Annotated in this window: 12 protein-coding genes and 2 pseudogenes; 10 read left to right on the forward strand and 4 right to left on the reverse strand. The window is 72.8% G+C overall.

Features of this window, described 5'->3' with window-relative positions; all coding sequences use genetic code 11:
* Positions 1-108 precede the first annotated feature (108 nt).
* The 4 genes and pseudogenes from OG521_31645 (at position 109) to OG521_31660 (ending at position 2,516) form a co-directional block, all read left to right on the forward strand.
* Positions 109-1,443 carry a M20/M25/M40 family metallo-hydrolase gene (locus OG521_31645; protein WUW25070.1) on the forward strand — a complete coding sequence of 445 codons (1,335 nt, stop codon included), beginning with the start codon at positions 109-111 and terminating at the stop codon, positions 1,441-1,443.
* Positions 1,444-1,601: 158 nt separating this feature from the next.
* The gene (gene chpH / locus OG521_31650) at positions 1,602-1,835 is read left to right on the forward strand and encodes a chaplin ChpH (protein ID WUW25071.1); all 234 of its coding nucleotides are present in this window, start codon (positions 1,602-1,604) and stop codon (positions 1,833-1,835) included.
* Positions 1,836-1,973: 138 nt separating this feature from the next.
* Positions 1,974-2,210: pseudogene (locus OG521_31655) on the forward strand (chaplin).
* A 156-nt stretch (positions 2,211-2,366) separates the two neighbouring features.
* Positions 2,367-2,516 (forward strand): annotated as a pseudogene (locus OG521_31660) (chaplin).
* A gap of 303 nt (positions 2,517-2,819) precedes the next feature.
* On the opposite strand, the gene OG521_31665 reads toward OG521_31660, so the two are convergent.
* Positions 2,820-3,008 (reverse strand): DUF5703 family protein, encoded by a 189-nt coding sequence (locus OG521_31665; GenBank protein ID WUW25072.1) that lies wholly within the window; start codon positions 3,006-3,008, stop codon positions 2,820-2,822.
* A gap of 47 nt (positions 3,009-3,055) precedes the next feature.
* Between OG521_31665 and OG521_31670 the strand changes: the two genes are divergently transcribed.
* Positions 3,056-3,715: a hypothetical protein gene (locus OG521_31670; GenBank protein ID WUW25073.1), complete on the forward strand. Its 660-nt coding sequence runs from the start codon at positions 3,056-3,058 to the stop codon at positions 3,713-3,715.
* Between the two features lie 73 nt (positions 3,716-3,788).
* On the opposite strand, the gene OG521_31675 is transcribed toward OG521_31670, so the two are convergent.
* A complete protein-coding gene (locus OG521_31675) occupies positions 3,789-6,011 on the reverse strand; it encodes an ATP-binding domain-containing protein (GenBank protein ID WUW25074.1) in 2,223 nt (740 codons plus the stop codon).
* Positions 6,008-6,991 (reverse strand): aldo/keto reductase, encoded by a 984-nt coding sequence (locus tag OG521_31680; GenBank protein WUW25075.1) that lies wholly within the window; start codon positions 6,989-6,991, stop codon positions 6,008-6,010. Before OG521_31680 ends, OG521_31675 begins: the two co-directional genes overlap by 4 nt.
* Before the next feature lie 140 nt (positions 6,992-7,131).
* On the opposite strand from OG521_31680, the gene OG521_31685 reads away from it, so the two are divergent.
* Together OG521_31685 and OG521_31690 are read left to right on the forward strand one after the other, a co-directional pair.
* Positions 7,132-8,181 (forward strand): LLM class F420-dependent oxidoreductase, encoded by a 1,050-nt coding sequence (locus tag OG521_31685; GenBank protein ID WUW25076.1) that lies wholly within the window; start codon positions 7,132-7,134, stop codon positions 8,179-8,181.
* A 221-nt stretch (positions 8,182-8,402) separates the two neighbouring features.
* Entirely contained in the window at positions 8,403-9,191 is a 789-nt protein-coding gene (locus tag OG521_31690) for a ferritin-like domain-containing protein (GenBank protein WUW25077.1), read from the forward strand.
* A 23-nt stretch (positions 9,192-9,214) separates the two neighbouring features.
* On the opposite strand, the gene corA is transcribed toward OG521_31690, so the two are convergent.
* The gene (gene corA / locus OG521_31695; protein ID WUW25078.1) at positions 9,215-10,201 is read right to left on the reverse strand and encodes a magnesium/cobalt transporter CorA; all 987 of its coding nucleotides are present in this window, start codon (positions 10,199-10,201) and stop codon (positions 9,215-9,217) included.
* 67 nt (positions 10,202-10,268) lie between these two features.
* Here corA and OG521_31700 point away from each other — a divergent pair, with 67 nt between their 5' ends.
* The 3 genes from OG521_31700 to OG521_31710 all read left to right on the forward strand — a co-directional run bounded on the left by OG521_31700 (position 10,269) and on the right by OG521_31710 (position 12,492).
* The gene (locus OG521_31700) at positions 10,269-10,991 is read left to right on the forward strand and encodes an MSMEG_4193 family putative phosphomutase (protein WUW25079.1); all 723 of its coding nucleotides are present in this window, start codon (positions 10,269-10,271) and stop codon (positions 10,989-10,991) included.
* Positions 10,992-11,098: 107 nt separating this feature from the next.
* Positions 11,099-11,689 (forward strand): DUF3090 domain-containing protein, encoded by a 591-nt coding sequence (locus OG521_31705; GenBank protein ID WUW25080.1) that lies wholly within the window; start codon positions 11,099-11,101, stop codon positions 11,687-11,689.
* Positions 11,653-12,492, forward strand: coding sequence for an SCO1664 family protein (locus tag OG521_31710; protein WUW25081.1), 840 nt, complete (start codon positions 11,653-11,655; stop codon positions 12,490-12,492). Before OG521_31705 ends, OG521_31710 begins: the two co-directional genes overlap by 37 nt.
* The last annotated feature ends 59 nt before the right edge of the window (positions 12,493-12,551 follow it).

The following is a 12,551-nucleotide window of genomic DNA, read 5'->3' on the forward strand; positions in this document are numbered from 1 at the left end:
CCCCGGTCGGTGTGACGGGCGTGTGACGAGGGGTGGGCGGCCTTGGGTACGCGGGCCGGGCGCGGGAGGATGAGGGGGAGCACCACAGCGACAGTGGAAGGAACCAGCGTGAGCGAGACCAAAGCGGCCAGGCCCGGCCCGGGTGAGACCGCCGAGAACGAGGTCGTGGATCTCTGTCGTGACCTGATCCGGATCGATACCAGCAACTACGGAGACCACTCCGGGCCCGGCGAGCGGCTGGCCGCGGAGTACGTGGCGGAGAAGCTCGCGGAGGTCGGTCTCGAGCCGAAGATCTTCGAGTCCCACAAGGGCCGCGCCTCCACGGTGGCGCGGATCGAGGGCGAGGACCCGTCCAAGCCGGCCCTGCTGATCCACGGGCACACCGACGTCGTCCCGGCGAACGCCCACGACTGGACCCACCACCCCTTCTCCGGGGAGATCGCGGACGACTGCGTGTGGGGCCGGGGCGCGGTCGACATGAAGGACATGGACGCCATGACCCTCGCGGTCGTGCGTGACCGGATGCGCAGTGGCCGCAAGCCCCCGCGCGACATCGTGCTGGCCTTCCTCGCGGACGAGGAGGCGGGCGGGACGTACGGCGCCCGCTATCTCGTCGACAAGCACCCGGACCTCTTCGAGGGCGTCACCGAGGCCATCGGCGAGGTCGGCGGCTTCTCCTTCACGGTCAACGAGAACCTGCGGCTGTATCTCGTCGAGACGGCCCAGAAGGGCATGCACTGGATGCGGCTGACCGTGGACGGCACGGCCGGCCACGGTTCGATGACCAACGACGACAACGCGATCACCGAGCTGTGCGAGGCGGTCGGCCGGCTCGGGCGGCACAAGTGGCCGGTGCGGGTGACCAAGACCGTGCGCTCGTTCCTGGACGAGCTGTCCGACGCGCTCGGCACCCCGCTCGACCCCGAGGACATGGACGCCACGCTGGCCAAGCTCGGCGGCATCGCCAAGATGGTCGGCGCGACCCTGCGCAACTCCGCGGCGCCCACCATGCTCGGCGCCGGCTACAAGGTGAACGTGATCCCGGGGCAGGCGACCGCGCACGTCGACGGCCGCTTCCTGCCGGGGTACGAGCAGGAGTTCCTGGCCGACCTCGACCGGATTCTCGGCCCGCGCGTCAAGCGCGAGGACGTGCACGGCGACAAGGCGCTGGAGACCGACTTCGACGGCTCGCTCGTGGACGCGATGCAGATCGCGCTCAAGGCGGAGGACCCGATCGCCCGGGCGGTCCCGTACATGCTCTCCGGCGGTACGGACGCGAAGTCCTTCGACGACCTGGGGATCCGCTGCTTCGGGTTCGCCCCGCTCAAGCTCCCGCCGGAGCTCGACTTCGCGGGCATGTTCCACGGGGTGGACGAGCGGGTGCCGGTCGAGGGGCTGAAGTTCGGTGCGCGCGTGCTCGACCGCTTCATCGACAACAGCTGAAAGCCGGTGTCCCGTCGTCCTGTCGCCTTAATCGCCAGCTTGTGCGCATCTAACCGGAACGAGTGAAAGGGAAGGATCGCTCGTAGCCCGATTACTTCTTCCTCGTTACAGGTGGTGCGGTCCGCGGCTGGGACCGCATTTGCCAACTAGGAGGAATAATGATCAAGAAGATCGTCGCCGCTGCGGCTGTCACCGGTGGTCTGGTGCTCGCGGGCGCCGGCATGGCCGTCGCCGACTCCGGCGCCCAGGGTGCCGCTGTCGGCAGCCCCGGCGTGCTCTCGGGCAACGTCGTTCAGGTCCCCGTCCACGTTCCCGTGAACGTGTGCGGCAACACGATCTCCGTGATCGGGCTGCTGAACCCGGCCTTCGGCAACACCTGCGTCAACGCCTGACGTTGCGCGTCAACCCGTAAGGGTTTGAGCCCGCTCGGCCCCGGAGCGCACCCCATGTGCTCCGGGGCCGTCGGGTCCTTTGCCTCCGCACGGTCAAGTCCGGGGGTATTCCGGAAGGTAGAAGGCAGGAAACAACCTATGCGACAGGTCACGCGTAAAGGCCTGATCACCATGGCGGCTGCGGGCGGCGTGCTCGCGCTCAGTGGCGGTTACGCGCACGCCGACGCGGGAGCGTCCGGCGGCGCATCGAATTCCCCGGGGGTGCTTTCAGGGAATTCGGTACAGATTCCGGTCGAGGTACCGGTGAACGTCTGCGGTAACTCCGTGAGCGTCGTGGGACTGCTCAACCCGGCCGCGGGCAACGCCTGCGGAAACGGTTCGGACGGTGCGGCCGCGGGCCGTCACGGTGCGACCGCCGGGTCCTCGGGCAGCCACGCGTCGGACAGGGGCCGGACGTCGGACAGCCACGCCCAGGGGATGCGGGCGGGCACCGGCAAGCACCGGGCCGTCCGCAGCGACGACGGGGGCGGGGCAACGGCCCGGGGCACCGCGCAGGGCTCGCCCGGTCTGCTCTCGGGCAACCAGGTCCAGGTCCCCATCGACATCCCCGTGAACGCCTGCGGGAACAGCGTGACCATCATCGGCCTGCTGAACCCCTCGCTCGGCAACTCGTGCGAGAACGACAGCACCCCGCCGGCCGTTCCGGTCACCCCGGTCACGCACGAGGCGCCGCCGCAGACGCCCGGACCGCGCACCATCCCGAACGCGCCCGAGCCGCAGACCCTGCCCGCGAGCGTTCCGCAGCTCGCACACACCGGTTCGGGCGGGCTCGACCTGCTCGTCCCGGCCAGTGCGGGTCTGCTGCTGGCAGGCGCGGGCACGGTGCTGTACCGCCGCTCCAAGGCCGCCGCCTAGCGACACGCAAGCAGCAGGCAGCACGGCGAAGGGAGCGGGCCCCGCAGCAGCGGGGCCCGCTCCGTCGTCTCACCAGGTGGCCCGCAGCTGGCGGATGATCCGCCGGCGCAGCCGCACCCGGCGGCTGCCGTCCAGGCGCAGCGTCAGTCGGTCCAACTCCCAGTGCCCGTACTCGGCATGGTCGGTCAACAGCCGGGCCGTCTCCTTCCGGGACACCCCGCGCGGCACGTACACGTCGACAAATTCGTATTCCGGCATCGCATCTATTGTGCGGGCAGAGCCCGTGTACGGATAGCGTCTGCCCTATGTCTGATGCTGCGCAGCCCACCGCTGCCGAGGTACGCGCCGCCGCCGATGCGGTCAAAGCCGCGATCGACCACCACCTCGCGGCGGTCGAACGCCGGTCCGGGGACGACGACCCCGCTGTCTACGACGCGTTCAACGCACTGGCCGCTGCGGCCGAGGTCTACGACGAACTCCTCTACGACCGTCACGACGAGGTCACCCCGTTCGAGATTCCGGGGGTGGAGGACTCCCTGCCGCCGTACAGCGGCCCCGAGGAGCCGAACGCGCTCAGTGTGCTGATCCGCCGCGACTACGCGGTGGCGGAGCCGCAGCGGCTGCTCGCGCAGGCGCAGCGGCTCGCCGACGTGGATCCGGACGACCGCGGCAGCGACGGCGCCGCGGTGGTCGGCAGCAGCGTCCACGCGGCGCTCGGGGTGCTCTTCGGGGAGTACGAGGCGGACGAGATCGCGTCCCGGCACACGGAGTTCGGCCTGGAGGAGGGTGACTCCACGCTCTGGGTCGCGGCGGTGGACGAGCTGCCGGAGCCGGGGGAGTGGCTCGGGGCCCCGTTCGACGACGCGGACCCGCAGCTGGTGGTCTGCCGCTTCGACGTCAGCGCCGTCTTCGACGAGGACGATCTGGACGAGGAACTGGACGGACTGGCCAAGGGCAGGAGCTGATCCCGGGGCTCCCGCGGGAGCTGTACCGGAGGGCCGGGCGGACGCGCGAAGCGTCCGCCCGGCCCTCCGGCCGTCAGCCCCCGGACGCCTCCAGCAGCGCGCGCAGCCGGGTGGTGCGGTCCTGGGCGGGGGACTGGGCGACCGCACGCGGCAGGGCCTGGTCGACGCCGTGCACCACCGACAGATGCCGCTCGCCGCGGCTGAACGCGGTGTAGACCCAGGGGCGGCTCAGCCCCTGCGCCGCGTCACCCGGCAGCACGACGACGGCCGCGGGCCAGCGCATGCCCGCCGCCTGGTGGGCGCTGAGCGCCCAGGCGTGCCGGACGGAAGCGGCTACCCGCTCCTGCGGTACGACGACGGGGGACCCCGCGCAGTCCAGGTGCAGGCCCTCGGCGTCGGCCGAGACGACCACGCCGGGCACGGTCCTGCCCGGCGCCGGGACATGGGCCACCCGGTCCCCGGGGTCGAAGCCGCCGAAGCGGCCGGGGCCCGGGTTGAGCCGCTGCTTCAGCGCCTCGTTCAACGCCCGCGTTCCCGCGGAGCCGCCGTGTCCGACGGTGATGACCTGGGTGTCCGATGCCGGTACCCCGATGACACGGGGCACCGAGTCGGCGACCAGCTGCACCGTGCGGTGCACCGCCTCGCCCGCGTCGCGCACGGGGACGATCACGACCTCCTTGCCCGGGGCCTCCACCTGGTTCAGCTCACCGATACCGATGCCGGAGACCAGCTCCCCGATCGGTCCGGGGTCCGGGGTGCGGGAGACGACCTGGGGGCAGGCCCGGGCGGCCAGCACGTCGGCGAACACCCGTCCCGCGCCCGCCGACCCCAGCACGCCGGGATCGCCGCTCAGCACCAGGCGGGTGCCGTCGGCCAGGGACTCCACCAGCATCGCGCCGGTCTCGACGTCCAGCTGCGGGGCGTCCAGCACGACGATCAGGTCGACGGAGAGCGCACCCTCGTCGTCCCGGCCGGGGCCCTCGGAGCCGGACAGCAGCCCGGCCAGGGTGACGGCCGCCCCGTGCTCGCCCACAGCCGCGGCCAGCCGCTGCCGGCCGTCCGCGCTGTGCGTGGCGCCCAGGGCGCGCAGTCCGAGCCCGTTCGCCGCGGCGATCAGCGCGGCGGGTTCGGCCCGCGCCGCCTCGCCGCCCGTGTGCGCGACGAGGCCGTGGGCCGCGGCCGTACGGATCAGTTCGGCGGCCGAGGGGGAGGGGGCCGCGGCGGCGGCGTCCGACCAGTCGGCGTCCTTCTCGCAGGCGTTGACCAGGCGGGCCAGCCCGTCGGCGAGGCTCTCCTCGGCCAGGGCGTACCGGTCGAGCCCGAGCAGCACCTGCACCGGCTCCCGCTCGGCGCCCCCGTCCGCGTCTTCGGCCGTCCCGTCGGCTGCGTCGGCTGCGTGGGCTGCGTCGGCTCCGGGGGTCTCCTCGTCCTCCGGACCGTCCTGGAAGACCAGGACGACGCCCTCGGCGATCGCGTGCTGCACGGCCTCTTCGGGGTCGGTCACCGCCCGCGTGGCGAGCGCGGCGCGCACCTGCACCGCGTCCAGCGCGGTGTGGCCCTGCAGGGCGGCGCGCTCCAGCAGCCAGCCGACGAGGGCGGCGGTGCGCCGCTCGTCGTCGGGGCCGCAGCCGTCGCCCAGCAGCGCCCGGGCGAAGCCGTCGGCGTGCTCGGGGGTGACGCCGGGGAGGGACAGCAGCAGCCACGGGTCCGCGCGCAGCGTCTCGGCGGCCTGCGCGCCCAGGGTGCCCGCCGCCGGGCCCGCCAGGGCCTCCGGAGCCCCTCCCTCGGCCAGGACGGCCGCCACGGCGGCCACGGCCTCCGCGGACGCCCCCTGGGCCACCCGGACGGGCTCGGCGGCGCGCTCGCGCACCGGCGCCGGTGCGGGGACGCTCCGGCGGGCCGGGGACGGGGCGGGGGAGTCGAAGAACGCGTCGCCGGGCTTCTCGCCGCTCTCCACGGCCCGCACGGCAGCCAGCAGATCGGCCGCCGGGCCGCTCAGCTTCGTACCGGCGGGGATGGGGCCCTCCTTCTCGGCCTTGCGCTTCTCGATCCGCTCCCGCAGCTCGCGCTGGGCGGCCAGCTCCGCCTCGGCCTCGGAGAGGGCCGGGGCGGCGTCGTCATCACCCGCCGGGGTTCCGCCCTCGGCGGTCCCGGCCTCGTCCTCGCCCTCGCCTTCGTCCGCGACGGCGTCCGCGTCCTCGGCGGATGCCGGTGCGGTGGCGGACTCGTCCGTGCCGACGCTGTCGTCGTCGGTGGCCGAGGGGCCGGGGGATTCCCCCCGGGGAAGCGCAGTCACAGCGTGCTCCAGTCCTGGTCCGGATAGCGGTGCACGGGCGCCGACACGTCGTCGAGCGCCTGGCAGATCTCGTCAGGAAGACTAAGCGCCTCCACTGACAATGCCTCCGTGAGCTGCTGCGCGTTGCGCGCGCCGACGATCGGGGCCACCACCCCGGGCCGGTCCCTGACCCAGGCGAGGGCCACCTGGAGGGGTGTGGTGGCCAGTCCGTCGGCGGCGGTCGCCACCGCGTCCACGATGCGGCTCGCCGGGTCGTCGAGATACGGCTCGACGAACGGGGCCAGCAGCTCGGAGGCCCCGCGCGAGTCCGCCGGGGTGCCGGTGCGGTACTTGCCGGTCAGCACACCGCGGCCCAGCGGCGACGACGGCAGCAGCCCCACCCCGAGGTCGAGCGCGGCCGGCAGCACCTCGCGCTCCACCCCCCGCTGCAGCAGCGAGTACTCCATCTGCGTACTCGCCAGCCGGGTACGCACCCCGGGCGAGGCGAGCTGCCAGGTCGCGGCCTTGGCCAGCTGCCAGCCGCAGAAGCCGGCCACCCCCGCGTAGCGGGCGCGTCCGCTGGCCACCGCCAGGTCCAGGGCCTGGAGGGTCTCGTCCAGCGGGGTCATGGGGTCGAAGGCGTGGACCTGCCACAGGTCCACGTAGTCCGTGCCGAGCCGTTCCAGCGAGGCGTCCAGGGCGGCCAGCAGATGCCCGCGGGAGCCGTTGAACCGGCGGTACGGATCGGCCACGCTGCCGGCCTTGGTCGCGATGACCAGATCGCGCCGCGGCACCAGACCCTCGACCAGGCGCCCGAGGAGGTACTCGGACTCGCCCCCGCCGTAGACGTCGGCGGTGTCGACCAGGGTGCCGCCCACCTCCCAGAAGGCCTTCAACTGCGCGGCAGCGTCGTGCTCGTCGGTGTCCCGGCCCCAGGTGAGGGTGCCGAGCCCGATCCGGGACACTCGAAGGCCGGTGCGGCCGAGATGCCTCTGCTCCATGGGCGCTGAGATTACTGGCCATGGCTCCACTCGGTGCAGCCCTGTGGACAACCGGGGCCCGGGTGGCCCCTGCCGGATCGCGTTCCCGCGCGCTAGAGTCCGGAGCACAGGGACGTTACTGATCAGTAAGGGGAGCGGCTATGCGGCTCGGCATCAATCTCGGTTACTGGGGCGCGGGTATGGACGGGGACAACCTCGCCGTCGCGCAGGAGGCCGACCGGCTCGGCTACGACGTCTGCTGGGCGGCCGAGGCGTACGGCTCCGACGCGCCGACCGTGCTGTCCTGGGTCGCCGCGCAGACCGAGTCCATCGACGTCGGCTCGGCCATCATGCAGATCCCGGCCCGTCAGCCCGCCATGACGGCGATGACCGCGGCCACCCTCGACTCGCTCTCCGGCGGGCGTTTCCGTCTCGGCCTCGGGGTGTCGGGACCGCAGGTCTCCGAGGGCTGGTACGGCGTCAAGTTCGACAAGCCGCTGGCCCGCACCCGGGAGTACGTCGAGATCGTCCGCAAGGCGATGGCCCGGGAGCGGCTGTCGTACGAGGGGCAGCACTGGACGCTCCCGCTGCCGGACGGCCCGGGCAAGCCGATCAAGCTGACCGTGCACCCGCAGCGCGAGCACATCCCGCTGTACATCGCCGCGATCGGGCCGAAGAACCTGGAGCAGACCGGTGAGATCGCCGACGGCGCCCTGCTGATCTTCCCGTCGGCCGACCACCTCGAGGACACCGCGATGAAGTACCTGCGGGCGGGCCGCGAGAAGGCCGGCCGGACCATGGAGGGCTTCGACGTCTGCCCGACGCTGCCGCTCGCCGTCGGCGACGACATCAAGGGCCTCGCCGACATGTTCCGGCCCTACACCGCCCTGTACGTCGGCGGCATGGGCAGCCCCAAGCAGAACTTCTACAACCAGCTGGCCCAGCGCATGGGCTACGAGAAGGAAGCCGCCGAGATCCAGGAGAAGTACCTCTCCGGCGACAAGACCGGGGCGGCCGCCGCCGTCCCGCACGACCTGATCGACCGGACCACCCTGCTGGGCTCGGTGGAGCGGATCGCCGAGCGGATGCAGGCCTACGCGGCCGTCGGCGTCACCACCCTGACCCTGGCCCCGGCCGGTTTCACGCTCGACGAGCGGATCGCCGCCCTGCGGGCCGGCACGGACGCGCTGGAGCGGTCCGGACTCGCGTAAGGATCTGCGGCCGTGGTGGGGGCTCGGGGGGTCCTCCCCGCCACGGCCGTCACGCGGAACAACGCGTGCGGGGCGGCCGGGTTACGGGGGCTGAGCGGAAACGGTTCGCCGGGGCCCCGGGCGGACGCCCGTTCGGCCCAGTCCCGCAGCCCTCCTGTTGCCCCTGCCGGAACGGCGCACTTGACTGTCCTTCGGCGAACGCCGGCACGGAGGTGGCAGTGATGCTCTCGGCAAGGAACCTGTTCCAGGAGATTCTCGACGACGACGAGTCGTTCCGGCTGTTCTGCTCCATCGCCGCCAGCGGGGAGTCCCAGGGCGGCTGGGAGAACGGCCGTATCGCGGCCCTCGTGCCCGCGAGCCAGCGTGCGCTGGCCCCGAAGATCGCCCGGCACGGCGCCGACGAGGACAAGCACGGGCGGATCTTCAACGCCCTGCTGAGGAAGCGCGGTCTGACGCCGGTCCCGGTCCCGCACGAGACCGACTACACGATGCTGCTGGAGAAGCACGGCATCGGCCTCGCCCATGAGCAGCTGGGGCGCGAGGAGCCGCTCACCGAGCGCGACATCATCACGTACCTGGCCCACAGCCGGGTGACCGAACAGCGCGCGTCCGAGCAGATGCGGCTCCTGCGCAAGTACTTCGCCGACCACCCCGACCTGGGCCGCGCGGTGAAGATGATCTCGAACGACGAGGACAACCACCTCGCCTACTGCCACGAGGAGCTGCTGCGCTTCGCCGCCGCCGGGCACGGCCGGACGATCCAGCACATCCTGCGCGAGTGCGCGCTCGCCGAGATCCGGGTCTACCGCGACGTCAGCCTCGCCGTGATGGACCACATGGGCCGGGTGCTGGGCTGGTCCCGGGCCAGGGCCGCGGCGCTGGCGGCGGGGATCCACGCCGTGTACGCGTACGAGCGGCTCGTCGGCTGGCGGCGCATGGTCGGCCTGGCGCCTCCCGAGCGGCGTGACGCGCTGGGCGGGCCCGCCGTGCCGGCGCCCGAGTTCGCCTGAGGGCGGGCGATCCCCGCCCGCTGTCAGAGCCAGCCGCGGCGCTTGAACTGGCGGTACAGGCCGACGACGGCCCCCGCCATCAGCAGCACGACCGCCGGATAGGCCCAGACCCAGCGCAGCTCCGGCATGTGGTCGAAGTTCATGCCGTAGATGCCCGCGACCATCGTCGGTACGGCGGCCATCGCCGCCCAGGCCGAGATCTTGCGCATGTCGTCGTTCTGCCGCACCCCCATCTGCGCGAGATGCGCGGACAGGATGTCGGACAGCAGCCGGTCCAGGCCCTCCACCTGCTCGGTGGCGCGCGTCAGGTGGTCCTGCACGTCCCGGAAGAACGGCTGCGCGTGCTCGTGGACGAACGGCACCCCGGCGCTCGCCAGCCGGGCCATCGGCGCCGCCAGCGGGACCGCCGCCCGGCGGAACTCCAGCACCTGGCGCTTGAAGGTGTAGATGCGGGCCGCGGTGTTCTTGGAGTTGCCCACCCCGTTCGGCGCGAAGACCTGGGTCTCCAGCTCCTCCAGGTCGACCTGGAGCTCGCCCGCGACATCGATGTAGTGGTCCACGATGGCGTCGCTGATCGCGTACAGGACCGCCGTGGGTCCGTGCTTGAGCACATCGGCCTCGGCCTCCAGCCGGCGGCGGACCGCGGCCAGTGGAGCTCCCTCGCCGTGGCGGACCGTCACCACGAACGAGTCGCCTATGAACACCATCAGCTCGTCCGCGCTGACCGTGTCGCTCTCGTGCTCGTACACGATCGGTTTGATCACCGCGAAGAGCGAGTCGTCGTACACCTCCAGCTTGGGCCGCTGGTGCGCGGCCAGCGCGTCCTCGACCGCCAGCGGGTGCAGTCCGAACTCGCTGCTGACCAGCGCGAACTCCTTCTCCGTGGGCTCGTGCAGGCCGATCCACAGGAACGCGTCGCCGCTGGCCCGCGCCTCGTCGAGGGCGTCGGAGAAGTCGGCGGGGCCGTCGGTGCGGCGTCCGTCCCGGTAAATGGCGCAGTCCACGATCACGCGCGCATTCTCCCCTGCCCGGGGCCCTGGCGCACCTTCGCGGGGGTGTCGGCCTACGCTGGCCGTCATGCCCACCCTGATCCTCGTACGCCATGGACGCTCCACCGCCAACACCTCCGGAGTACTCGCCGGCCGCACCCCGGGTGTCGCGCTCGACGAGCGCGGCGCCGAGCAGGCCGCCGCGCTGCCCGGACGGCTGGCCGCACTGCCCCTCGTCGCCGCCGTCAGCAGCCCGCTGCAGCGGTGCCACGAGACCCTGGCACCGCTGCTCGAAGCCCGGCCGGAGCTCCCGCTGCACACCGAGGACCGGATCAGCGAGTGCGACTACGGCGACTGGTCGGGGCGCAAACTCGCCGAGCTCACCGGAGAGCCGCTGATGACGGTCGTGCAGCAGCACCCGTCCGCTGCGGCGTTCCCCGGCGGCGAGTCGATGCGGGCGATGCAGGCACGCGCCGTCGACGCGGTACGGGACTGGAACGCGCGGATCGAGGCGGAGCACGGCGAGGGCGCCGTCTACGTGATGTGCTCCCACGGGGACATCATCAAGTCCCTGGTCGCCGACGCGCTCGGCATGCATCTGGACCTGTTCCAGCGGGTCCAGGCCGACCCGTGTTCGGTCACCGCGATCCGCTACACCAGGCTGCGTCCGTTCCTGCTGCGGCTCGGGGACACCGGCGACCTGGCCTCGCTGGCGCCCCGCGAACCGGCCCCGGACGCGAGCGCCGGGACGGGCGCGGAGCCCGGCGGCGCAGGGGACGCGGCGGTCGGGGGCGGCGCTGGGGCGCCGTGATCGCTCCGCGCAGTAGGGTGGACGCGCCGTAGGAGCCTTTCCGGGGGACTCTCCCGGGCCGGCCCGGCCGACCCTCATCCACTGTCAATTCTCAAGGGAGACAGGACGTGTCCCGTCAGGTGTTCCTCTACGACCCCCCGGACCGTTTCGTGGCCGGTACGGTCGGGCTGCCTGGACGTCGTACGTTCTTCCTGCAGGCTTCCTCAGGCGGACGTGTCACCAGCGTGGCCCTGGAGAAGACTCAAGTCGCCGCGCTCGCCGAGCGGGTCGACGAACTGCTCGACGAGGTGGTCCGCCGCACCGGCGGCAACTCCCCGGTGCCGGCCGTGGCCCCGATGGACGTCACCGACACCGCCCCGCTCGACGTCCCCGTCGAGGAGGAGTTCCGCGTCGGCACCATGGCGCTCGCCTGGGACGGTGAGGAACAGCGCATGATCGTCGAGGCGCAGGCCCTCGTCGAGCTGGACGCGGACTCCGTCGAGGACCTCGCGGAGGCCGAGGAGCGGCTGCTCCAGGACGAGGAGAACGGCCCGCCGATGCTCCGGGTCCGGCTCAGCGGCGCACAGGCCAGGGCCTTCGCCAAGCGTGCCCTGGACGTCGTGAACGCCGGCCGCCCGCCCTGCCCCCTGTGCAGCCTGCCGCTCGATCCGGAAGGACACGTATGCCCGCGCCAGAACGGATACCGACGCGGCGCCTGACCGACGCCGAGCTCATCACGCTGCTCGGCAAGGGGCAGCTCACCGTGCTCGGGCAGGTCCGCGGCGCGTCCAACGCGGTGCTCTACTGCTCGGTCGCCCACGAGGGCGACCAGGTCCACTGCGTCTACAAGCCGGTGGCCGGCGAGCAGCCGCTGTGGGACTTCCCCGACGGCACCCTCGCCCAGCGCGAGGTGGCCGCCTACGAGGTGTCCGAGGCGACGGGATGGGGCCTGGTGCCCCCGACCGTGCTGCGGGACGGGCCGTACGGCCAGGGCATGTGCCAGCTCTGGATCGAGGCCGCCGGGACGGACGGGGACGACCCCGGGCTGCTCGCGCTCGTCGAGGACGAGGAGCCGGGCGAGGGCTGGAAACCCGTGGTCCGCGCCGAGGTGGGCGAGGGCAGGACGGCCCTGCTGGTGCACGCGGACGACCCCCGGCTGCGCCGGCTCGCCGTCCTCGACGCGGTGATCAACAACGGCGACCGCAAGGGCGGCCATCTGCTGCCCGCACCCGACGGCCGGCTCTACGGCATCGACCACGGTGTGACCTTCAACGCGGACGACAAGCTGCGCACCCTGCTGTGGGGCTGGGCCGGGGAACCGCTGCCGGCCGAGGCCGTCGAGGTGCTGGACCGGCTGGCCGCGGAGCTGGAGCCGGGGGCCCCGCTGGTCACCCGGCTGGGGGAACTGATCACCGCGGCCGAGATCGAGGCCCTGCGGGCCAGGGTGGCCGGATTGCGGGGCACCGGGCTGCACCGGGAGCCGAGCGGTGAGTGGCCGTCGATCCCGTGGCCGCCGGTGTGATCAGGCCACCCCGGCCGCCGCGGCGGCCGGGGATGCGCCGGGGCCTGCATCTTCCCGGC

The sequence above is a fragment of the Streptomyces sp. NBC_01463 genome (assembly GCA_036227345.1).
Lineage (GTDB): Bacteria > Actinomycetota > Actinomycetes > Streptomycetales > Streptomycetaceae > Streptomyces.